The organism is Tritonibacter sp. SIMBA_163 (assembly GCF_046535935.1).
GTDB lineage: Bacteria > Pseudomonadota > Alphaproteobacteria > Rhodobacterales > Rhodobacteraceae > Epibacterium > Epibacterium scottomollicae.
The window spans coordinates 1-272 of record NZ_JAWJBP010000442.1 but is presented as its reverse complement, the minus strand read 5'-3'; the positions used below and the strand labels follow the sequence as shown (position 1 = coordinate 272).

Annotated in this window: 1 pseudogene; it reads right to left on the bottom strand. The window is 58.8% G+C overall.

Annotation, left to right across the window (positions count from 1 at the left end):
- Positions 1–257, bottom strand: a pseudogene (locus R0J92_RS23050) (pyridoxal phosphate-dependent aminotransferase); the annotation flags it as partial.
- Positions 258–272: the final 15 nt, after the last annotated feature.

Here is a 272-nt window from a genome sequence, read left to right as displayed (position 1 = left end):
CTGTCGTTGGTGAAACGCGATACATCGCAATAAGCATAAAAGGCCCCGTCCATCGGCGCAGCAAGGCTGAGGCCGATACGTGGGAGATGATCCAGCAGGATCAGCCGGTTCTGGCGATAGCGATCCTTCACCCGTTCAAGTTCCGCCGTTGCATGGAAGGCTTCGATGGCGGCGCGCTGCGAAAGCTCCGGTGCGGAGATATAAAGGCTCTGGCTCAGTCGCTCGATTGCGCGCGTATCGCTTTCGGGCAAAACCATCCAGCCGATCCGCCA